At 52.0% G+C, this 9,781-nt stretch carries 7 protein-coding genes; 4 read left to right on the top strand and 3 right to left on the bottom strand.

The annotated features are described in order from the left end of the window. Positions 1-109: 109 nt before the first annotated feature. Positions 110-1,402 carry a TolC family outer membrane protein gene (locus tag AC1MKH_RS05150; RefSeq protein WP_442961947.1) on the bottom strand — a complete coding sequence of 431 codons (1,293 nt, stop codon included), beginning with the start codon at positions 1,400-1,402 and terminating at the stop codon, positions 110-112. Positions 1,403-2,169: 767 nt separating this feature from the next. On the opposite strand from AC1MKH_RS05150, the gene AC1MKH_RS05145 reads away from it, so the two are divergent. Beyond that, a complete protein-coding gene (locus tag AC1MKH_RS05145; RefSeq protein WP_276222687.1) occupies positions 2,170-3,045 on the top strand; it encodes a LysR family transcriptional regulator in 876 nt (291 codons plus the stop codon). Here the strand turns inward: AC1MKH_RS05145 and AC1MKH_RS05140 are convergent. Then, on the bottom strand, positions 3,039-4,400 hold the full coding sequence (locus tag AC1MKH_RS05140) for an MFS transporter (RefSeq protein WP_276222689.1): 1,362 nt from the start codon (positions 4,398-4,400) through the stop codon (positions 3,039-3,041). The two genes, AC1MKH_RS05145 and AC1MKH_RS05140, sit on opposite strands and share 7 nt — an antisense overlap. 137 nt (positions 4,401-4,537) lie before the next feature. Beyond that, complete coding sequence (locus AC1MKH_RS05135) at positions 4,538-5,233, bottom strand: flagellar brake protein (RefSeq protein ID WP_276222691.1); 696 nt, start codon at positions 5,231-5,233, stop codon at positions 4,538-4,540. 652 nt (positions 5,234-5,885) lie between these two features. On the opposite strand from AC1MKH_RS05135, the gene AC1MKH_RS05130 reads away from it, so the two are divergent. From AC1MKH_RS05130 to AC1MKH_RS05120, 3 genes are read left to right on the top strand one after another with little or no spacing between them, the layout of a single operon-like run. Then, a complete protein-coding gene (locus AC1MKH_RS05130; protein WP_276222693.1) occupies positions 5,886-6,413 on the top strand; it encodes a fimbrial protein in 528 nt (175 codons plus the stop codon). Between the two features lie 57 nt (positions 6,414-6,470). Next, positions 6,471-7,157, top strand: coding sequence for a fimbrial biogenesis chaperone (locus AC1MKH_RS05125; RefSeq protein ID WP_149463567.1), 687 nt, complete (start codon positions 6,471-6,473; stop codon positions 7,155-7,157). Positions 7,158-7,169: 12 nt separating this feature from the next. Continuing rightward, positions 7,170-9,776, top strand: coding sequence for a fimbria/pilus outer membrane usher protein (locus AC1MKH_RS05120; RefSeq protein ID WP_442961945.1), 2,607 nt, complete (start codon positions 7,170-7,172; stop codon positions 9,774-9,776). Positions 9,777-9,781: the final 5 nt, after the last annotated feature.

Below are 9,781 nucleotides of genomic sequence, written 5' to 3'. Positions count from 1 at the left end.
CCTTGTAAGTAATCTGCGGAACTGCGTTTTTCCTGAGATGGCGAATATGGGATCCCCTGAGAAATCAATCCCATTTTTCGCAATCTGGCGCGCATTTATTTTTTGCGGGCTATTTCAGTTCCGGTAGTGTCGAGGTTACGTGTTTTTGAATTCCTACTAACGGCAATAAATTGTCTGTTGCGGCGGCATAATTCACCGCCGCGCTCCAGCCATCGAAATCGGCAAGGGTTTGTGAGTAGGCTGCCTGATAGACATCCTGCTCGACGCTGAGCAAATCGTTGAGGCTGCGTTTGCCCAATTTGTACTCGTCCTTGTAAACGTCACGCGTGCGAATCGCATTGCGATGCTGCAATGCTCCCGCGGCTTCGCGCCCCTGTGCGCCTCGCCAGTCGGCGGCAGCAACGGAGGCTTTTTGCAGCACGTCGAATTTGGCTTGCTCAACGCGCGAGGAGGCCATTTTGCGCGCTTCCTGCGCCTGAGCGATGCGGGCTGAGACCGCGCCCCCCTGATAAATCGGCGCATCAACCACCACCTGGATTTGATCATCCCAGTAGTTACGGTTGCTGGATTCATAGCGCGTGCGTCCCCCGCGTACACTGACCGACGGCCAGTGATCGGATTTCGCACCCTCGACGTTGTAACGTGATGCCTGCTCGTTGGCTTCGGCAGCCATCACCGCCGGAATATAGGAGTATTCAATTTCGGAGAGCGGTTTTTGCTCGAGGGCTAATGCCTCAGGCAAAGGGCGATAGGTTTTGGCGGTGATCCCGGTCAGCACGCCGAAGCGAGCCGTCGCGCTCTCGAGACCGGCGCGATATTGCTCCAGCGTCGCCTGCATCCCGGCCATACGGGTTTCGGTTTGCAGCACTTCGGAACGAGAGTTAAGCCCCGCATTTGCGCGGTACTCAGACAGCTGACGGACGTTATCAAGCGCTTTCCAGCCCTCTTCTGACACGCGAATCAGCGCCTGATAACGCAGAATATCGATGTAGGAAAGCGCCGTTTCTTCCGCGACGCTCGTAAAGGTGCTCATTAACTGGAAACGGTAGCTATCCCGTTGTGATGACTGTTTATCAATCGAGCTATTGGTACGACCGAAATCGTATACCAGCTGAGTAATGCTCATTCCCCACTGGGCAGAGTTGTTCATCGAACCGCTGGAATCTGTCGTCCGGCTATGACCGGTACTGCCAGACAGCGCGACCTGAGGGAACCATGCGCTACGCGCTTCATCCACCATGCCCTCTCCTATACCAAGCTGGGCGGCCTGCTCATTGACGGAGGGATCGCGATTAAGCGCAAACAGAACGCTCTCTTTTAAATCCACCACCGCTGCCTGCGCAATATCCGGGCGAGACGCCCAGGCCGGAGCAGGGGCGGCAATCGCCGGGGGGATTTGCATCACTACTGTGGCAACAATTAGCAGAGGAAATACGTTTTTTTTCAGAGGTGTCATCCTTCTCACTCATGTTGCTTTCCATAGTTAAGGTCTAATTATTATTTCGGAGGCCGTATTACTTTTTGCCACACCTGATTCGTAGAATTGATAAAGAATGCTGTTCTGAGAGTTTTAGTCTCTCTACACGTCATTCGCTCAGAGAAATAGTTCAGTACTAAAATCAAAAATAATTTCTTGTAAGAATTTTACTTAGGAAAAATCTAACACAACATTCACTTCATATCCACACTATCAATGTAGGAATTTTGTTAATGGCGTCTCATATTTAAAAAACAAAACAAAACTCATAATAAATACATGATATTTTTTATAAAACATCATTAAATTCAATTGGTTATACAAAAAAAGAAACTATCCTGATACGCAATGTAAAATAGAGAAAAGAAAATATCATTAAATTTAATTAAACATGTTCGTAGCAAAAAGCATTAAGTAAATCTAATAAATAACCGTTACTTATTTTTTATTCTACGTTCATTTGATTAGCACTACTACTTAATCACCAGAAAATACTCAGGGTCTTCCCCCAAGAAAACATCAGAAAAAACGATCGATATATCATGCTCGACGCAGACATTTATCGTGGAAAAAGCATCATTCTGGCGACACTATCCCACTCCCTCTCTTCCTCATAGAAAAATGGACTAGAGTTGAATGTCATCATTAAGAAACCGTAAACACTATCCCATTTTTTTACCGCAGGAGAATGCATGGAACTGCGCCATTTGCGCTACTACCAGGAAGTGTGTCGCACGCTGAGTTTTTCGCGGGCGGCGGAAAACCTTCACATCGCGCAGCCGCCGTTGAGCCGGCAGATCCAGCAGCTGGAATCACAGCTAAACGTCACACTCATCACCCGTACCCGCCCACTGGCGCTGACCGAAGCCGGTGTTTATCTTTATCAGCAAATCGAGCCGCTCTTTAACCGACTGGAAGAGATAGCACAGCAAACCCGGCAGATTGCCCATGCGTCTCGCGCACGCTTAATTATCGGGTTTGCGCCTTCCATGCTGTACGGGGAATTACCCTCGCTTATCCGGCGGCTTCACGATGAAAATGCGATTGCCGTTGAGATGCAGGAGATGGTTACGCTGCGGCAAATTGAGGCGCTGAAGAAAGGTCGGATTGACGTCGGCTTTGGTCGAATTTATTTGCATGATAGCGAAATTGAACAGTTAACGATCCGTGAAGAACCGCTGGTTGCCGCACTGCCGGGCAACCATATCCTGAACAGTAACCCGGTCAGTCTGGCCGAGTTGAGCCAGCAGCCGTTTATTCTCTATCCTGCACAACCGCGTCCAGGCTACGCGGATCACACGCTGCGCCTTTTTGAGCTACATCATCTGCGTGTCAACCCGAGCCAGCAGGCGAATGATATGCAAACCGCTATTGCTTTGGTTGCCGCTGGCATGGGCGTTGCGCTGGTACCGGAATCGGCACGGCAAATTAACCGTGAAGGCGTGCGTTATGTCGCCGTGAAGGAGCCTCATGTCACCTCACCCATCATCCTGAGCTATCGCAGACATGAGGCCAATCCGCTGGTTGAACGCTGCAAAAATCTGCTGCGCCCCGCAAGCTGTCAGTGAACCGCAACTTCATCCTGCGGGCTCGTCGCCTGCACATAACGGCGACGCAGCAGCAACAGGCTGGCAAAGGAGATCGCCAGCGGCACAATCAGCACCAGGAAGAAACCGCCCGTGCCTGCGCCGCTCAGCACAAGCCCGCCGATGGCTGAGCCCACAATCGCGCCCATGCGCCCCATGCCAATCGCCCATCCCATCGCAGTGGCGCGGACGGCGGCGGGATAGGTGGCGACCACCAGATAATTTAACGCCAGCTGCTGTCCGCCGACGCCAAACCCGGCGAAGGCGATAAGCAGGAATGAGGCCAGCCAAAGCTGTTGAGGAATCGCCACGCTCAATGCCAGCGCAACCGCGATACCGACGGCAAACATCAGATAGAGGATTTTAAGCGTGTTGATACGCGGCAGGAACCACGACAAAGGCAGCGCAAAGGCAATAAACGCGGCATTGACCGTCACCGAGGCGTAGGGCGCATCGGCGGGCGCAAGGCCGGCCTGCTTGAGCAGCGTTGGCAACCACGATAGCAGCATAAACCACGCCACCCAGTTGAAGAAGTAGACGCTCCAGATGCCCATGGTGGTCAGGCGCAGAGACCCGCTGAACAGATGGCTAAGACGAGAAACAGGTCGCGCGGGAACGGCGGCATCCTGAGTTGAGGCATCAGGCAGTACCACTTCACGCCCGGCGATGCGGCTGAGAATGGCGTTGGCTTTTTTCAGCGAGCGCGCGCTGCGACGCGCGTAAAGGGATTCCAGCGAATCGGGAAGCAGGAAGAAAATCACCACCAGCAACAACAGTGGCGCGACGCCGCCGATCAGATAAATACTCTGCCATCCCCAACGCGGCAACATGTCTGCCGCCAGCAGTCCGCCGGACATGGCGCCTGCGGGAAGCGCCAGCAGCACGCCGGTCGTGACCAGCCCGCGATGGCGATGCGGAGAATATTCCGCCGCCAGCGACAGTAACACTGGCGTTGCGCCGCCCATGCCAAACCCGGCAATGACGCGCAAAATGAAAATGGTATCAAGATGGGTGCTCCACGCGGTCAGCAGCGTGGCGACGGAGAAAATCAGCACGCAGACCATCAGCGTGATGCGTCGGCCGACTCTGTCGCCCAGCATACCCAGCAGCATCGCGCCCACCGTCATGCCCACAATACCCGCCGTCAGCACCGGCGCCAGATTTTTGACATCCACGCCAAAGGCATCAATCATCGCAGGCCCGGTAAAAGCCACCGCCTGCGTATCGAAACCGTCAAACAGCGCCACCAGAAAACAGATAGCGATAACCCGCCACTGCAACGCTGAGAAGCGGATATCAATCACGCTCTTGATCAGTTCATCGCCTGCTTTATGCATTTCCCCTTCCCCATCTGTAGTTCTTTATTTAGCAGAGGGAGAATCTATAAGTTATTTTTATATTGAAAACCAATACCTTATAAAGGAAGGAATGATACCTTTTAGGTATACAGCCGCCCGCCTGAGAAGGCGTGCAGCTACAACCGATGCAAGCGCTTCTCTTCCAGCAGCAGTTTGATCACAATACTGTCGAGATTGCGCCGCATGGGTTCACTGATGCGTTTGAACTGACAGGAGAGATGCCAGGCGGGGGCCGCATCATCCTCAGAGGCCGCCATTTTTTCGCTGCTCAACACAAAGAGATCCGCCACAAGGGTACCGTGGCTGCCAAAATCCAGCTCGATATTGCGCAGCGTGGTTCTGATTAGCGCCTGGGCGCGTTCACCATCTTCCGCAATCAGCGCGCAGCCCCCCGGCGACAGATCTTTAATTCGAAACTGGTAATAGAGACCATCGTTAAATTTTCCCTGCGCGGTGTAAACACGACGATCGCTAAACGTTAAACGGGGATGCTTACGGCGTTGCGTAACATTAATGGCATCGGGATAGTGAATATAGAGCCAGTTTTCGCCCCCCGGGGCGTGAATCGCGGAAGCTGCGGCATGAAATTCGAATTTGCCGGTATCGGCAAAAATTTCGACCTCAAGATTTTCTTCCGTTTCCGGCGCATCACCCTCCCACGGAACGTAAAAACCGGACGCATCCAGTTTTTGTATTTTGCAAAACACGTCGGTATTTTTGCTATGAATATCAACCAGACATCCTTTTTTGAGGGCCTCGCGAATAATCGCCACGCTCTCAAACAAACCCTGCTTCACGTATGATTCGTCCATAATTCTCTGACCAGAGGAAACTGCGCTTAACCGCCCTGACAGGGTTAATGCAAGTATGCCAATAAGCTAACTGCTGAATAAGCAGATATCACTCAAACCTCAAATGGCTGAGTTCCATAAATATGCTGAGTTTTTGCAATAGTGCCTGGCGAGATCAATACAGAATACGTTTATCTGTACTCAATATGTGAATTAGCTGTTAAGTCGTAAATTTATTGTTTAAAAACACATATGCCGGAGTTAACGCTATATGCCTCTTTTTGCTAAAAAAGAGATCTGCGTTTTTCATTTATATGGCGGATGATCTTATCAGAATTGCTAACCTGTTCTTATTGCTTTTATCTATCAATGCATTCGGTTTAATTGATTAACACCGGTATATAATCAATTCTCATTTAGGATATGACTTAGCCTAACTTACGAATAATCCAGGGCTTTTCCGATAAGACATAAATACGAGTTCTAATCAACTGTTTCTGCCTATCAATAACAATCCATTAAAATATTAAAACAATCCTTGTAATCAAAGTGTTGCTGTAAATTTCATCGCACTCAACTTGCCTGCACTGGCTGGTTGCATGCCTGGCTGCACTGCATTCACTTTCAGTGCTGACTACTTATGTCGTTTTTCAAAAAAATACATGGAGTTAAAATGAATAAGAAATTGCTGCCGATTGCGGCTCTCATTATTTCCGCATCCGCAATGAATGCTTATGCAGTAAATGGTAAAGTCAATTTTACCGGTGAAATTATCGAATCCACCTGTACAGTGACCTCTGGCGACCAGAATAAAAACGTCTTCATTGGTAAATATCCTACCAGTGCATTTGCCACCAAAGGCGACGTCACCGCTTCTAAAGCCTTCACCATCAACCTGGAAAAATGCGAAGCGGGTGATTACTCCCTGCGTTTCGACGGCCCGTCAGTTGCGGGTAACCCAAACCTGCTGTCCGTTGACCAGGCAGGCGGCGTTGGTATCGAAATTCTGACTAACGACGAGAAAGTCATCCCGATTAACCAGGATGCTGATGCCAGCTCCCCATGGGTTAACGTTGCCACCACTGGTGATGCCAGCGGCACTGCAACCTTCAACCTGAAAGCACGTTACAAATCCTTCCTGGATAAAGTGACGGCCGGTTCTGCAAACGCCAGCGCAACCTTCACCATCGAATACAAATAATTACGGATAACGGATGTTAGCCACGGATGGCTAATTAAATATAACTGGAACGGGTAAATGAAAAAAATAGTAGCAGCCTTATTACTGCTGGCGTCATTAGATGCATCTGCGGGTATCCAGGTCGATCAAACGCGTGTGATTTATAACGGCAATGAAAAATCCGCCGCGCTGTCCATTCATAACGATACGGATGAAACATGGATGGTTCAGACCTGGCTGGATACCGGAGATTCATCCGCCACGCCTAAGAATTTACCGATGCAGGCAATCCCGCCCATTTTAAAACTTGCGGGCAATAAAGACGCAATTTTGCGTTTCATTTACTCCGGCGCAGGTCTGCCGACTGACCGTGAAACCGTGTACTGGATTAACGTTCAGGAAATTCCCCCTGCGTCAAAACAAGAGAACGTGCTGCAAATTGCCATTCGCACTCGCGTGAAACTTTTTTATCGCCCAACCACGCTGAAAACCACCCTGCAAAAAGAAGTGGAAGCGCTGAGCTGGCGTAAACAAGGTAATCAGCTGGTGGTCACCAATAACGGCCCGCTCCACATCACTTTTGGCACGCTGACGCTGAAAAATGGCGCCAGCAAAACCTGGAAAGTGAATGCCGATATGGTCAATCCGATGGACTCTATGCGCATCAACTTACCGGCGGGCGCATCTATCGCCGATCAGCTCTCTTTTACCTTTATTAATGATTTTGGCGGACACACGGAAATTAAAGACATCCGCCTACAATAAGGGACCAGCACAATGGCCAGCCATAAGATAAGGACAACACCAGGACGTCTGGCGCAGCGGATTCGTTGCGCCGTTTACGTATCAACAATGCCATTGTTGGCGACGCCGTTTGTTAACGCGGAAGAACAGTTCAATACCTCTTTTATCCACGGGGCCGACAATGCCTCGCTTGTGCAGAGTTTATCCAACAGCGATGATATCCTGCCGGGTCACTATCCCTTTGATATTTATCTGAACAAAATTCGCGTCGATCACCGCGACGTTGAATTTAAAAAAGATGGCCCCAATTCCCCTGGCTATTTTTGTTTAGATGCAGAGAGCTTCCGTCAATATGGCGTTCTGGTGCCAGAAACGGCAGGAAGCAGCGCGTGTTACGATCTGGTCAAAGGGATCCCCGGCAGCAGCGTTAGCTGGAATGCGGCACTTCAGGAGCTGGATATTTCCGTGCCGCAAACCGAGCTTGAACCGCGCCCGCAGGGGATGATTTCTCCCCTGGTGTATGACGATGGGATCAACGCCGCCTACTCCAACTACGCCTACAGCGGCAGCCATTCCCGCTACACCAGCAACGGTGCAAAGCGCGATAGCGATTACTCCTTCCTGACGCTGAATAACGGCATCAACATCGGCGCATGGCGTTTTCGCAACAACTCAACCGTCTCAAAAGAGAGCGGACAAAACGCGCAGTGGAATTCCGTGTCCAGTTGGGCGGAAACAGACATTGTGCCGTGGCGTAGCCGCGTGCTGATTGGTCAGAGCAACACCAATAACAACGTTTTCGATAGCTTCCAGTTCCGTGGCGCGCAGCTTTCCAGCGTGCCGGAAATGCTGCCGGACAGCCGCCAGGGCTACGCGCCGGTAGTGCGCGGTGTCGCCAACAGTAACGCCCGCGTAGAAGTGCGCCAGAACGGCTATACGGTTTACAGCACCGTCGTGCCGCCAGGTCCATTCGCGCTGACAGACATTCACCCCAGTACCCTGAGCGGTGACCTGGCCGTCACGGTCATTGAGGCCGATGGCACGCGCCATAACTTCACGCTTCCCTACTCTTCCGTGCCGAATATGCTGCGCGAAGGGATTTGGGAATATCAGGTAACCGCCGGGAAATATCACGACGGTACGACTGATTACGAACCGAACTTTATTCAGGGTACGATTTCTCACGGCGCGGGATGGGACATCACCCCGTACGGCGGGATGATCGTGGCGGAAAACTACCGCTCCGGCGTGCTGGGCATCGGTAAGAATATGGGCGAGTACGGCGCGGCGTCCGTCGATGCGTCGTGGTCTGACACCGATCTGGCCTCTGGCGACAGCAAACGCGGCGCCAGCGTACGTTTCCTCTATTCGAAATCGCTGAACGCGCTGGGCACCGAATTACAAATTGCCGGTTATCGTTACTCCACGTCCGGCTTCTATGATTTCTCGGATGCGGTGACCGAACGCTCCAACTGGAAAAACGGTTTCTACCAGACGGAATATTACGATCAGGAAGGCGATAACAGCGGCGCGCCGTCATGGGCGACGCAGAGCCAGCGCCGTCGCTATTACGAATCGATGCGTTATAACAACAAACGCCAGCGTGTCGAGGTGACCGTCAACCAGCACGTGGCCGGGGCATCGTTGTATGCCACTTTCACCCGCCAGAACTACTGGAACACCTCGTCGTATGATCGCACCATCCAGACCGGGATCAACACCAGCTTCCATTCAGTGAACTACAGCCTGTTCTATCAAAGCAGCCGCAGTAACTATGGCTACAGCGATAACAGCGTGAACGTCAGCGTATCAATTCCGTTCAACATCTTTAGCCCGGATAACCAGACCGTCGCGTCCTTTAACGCCTCGCACAGCAAGCAGAGCGGCGATGGCTACAGCGCGGGCCTGAGCGGCACGCTGCTGGATGACCACCGCATGAACTACTTCGTCCAGAGCGGCCATTCCCAGTATGGCGGTGACACCAGCGTAGCGAACCTGGGTTACATGGGCAGCATGGGTAACGTGGCGCTGGGCTACAACTACAACAACAACTATCAACAGACGTCCCTCAACGTCTCTGGTGGCGTAGTGGCGCACTCCGGCGGCGTAACGCTGTCGCAGCCACTGCAAAATACCTTTGTGCTGGTGAAAGCGCCGGGCGCGCAAGGTGTGCGCCTGGAAAACCAGCCAGGGGTGGCAATCGACCGGTTTGGCTATGCGGTGTTGACCTCTGCAATGCCGTATCGCCACAACCGCGTCGCACTGCGTACTTCAGATATTGGTAATGGCATGGAAATTCCACTGGCGGCAAAAGATATCGTGCCGACACAGCGTGCCATTGGCCGCGTCGAGTTTGAAACGCATCTTGGCCACAGCCTGCTGATCCACGCCAAACTGGCGGACGGCTCTGCGCCAATGATTGGCGCCAATATCTTTAACCAGCAGGGCGTGAACGTTGGCGTCGTCGGCACGCGCGGCGAAGCCTATGTTGCCGGTATCGAAAGCGGTGAACGTCTGCGGGTGAAATGGGGCGACGACGACAGCGCGTCCTGCACCATGCCGATACCTGAACTGCCTCCTGTCGACCGCGATCAACCCGGTGGTTACCAGGTTGTCTCTCTCACCTGTAACCGGAACTAAAGGAT

It is taken from the genome of Pseudocitrobacter sp. CD920760 (assembly GCF_057782505.1).
Note: the sequence above shows the minus strand (reverse complement) of the source record. Positions and strands in the feature narration are given on the sequence as shown.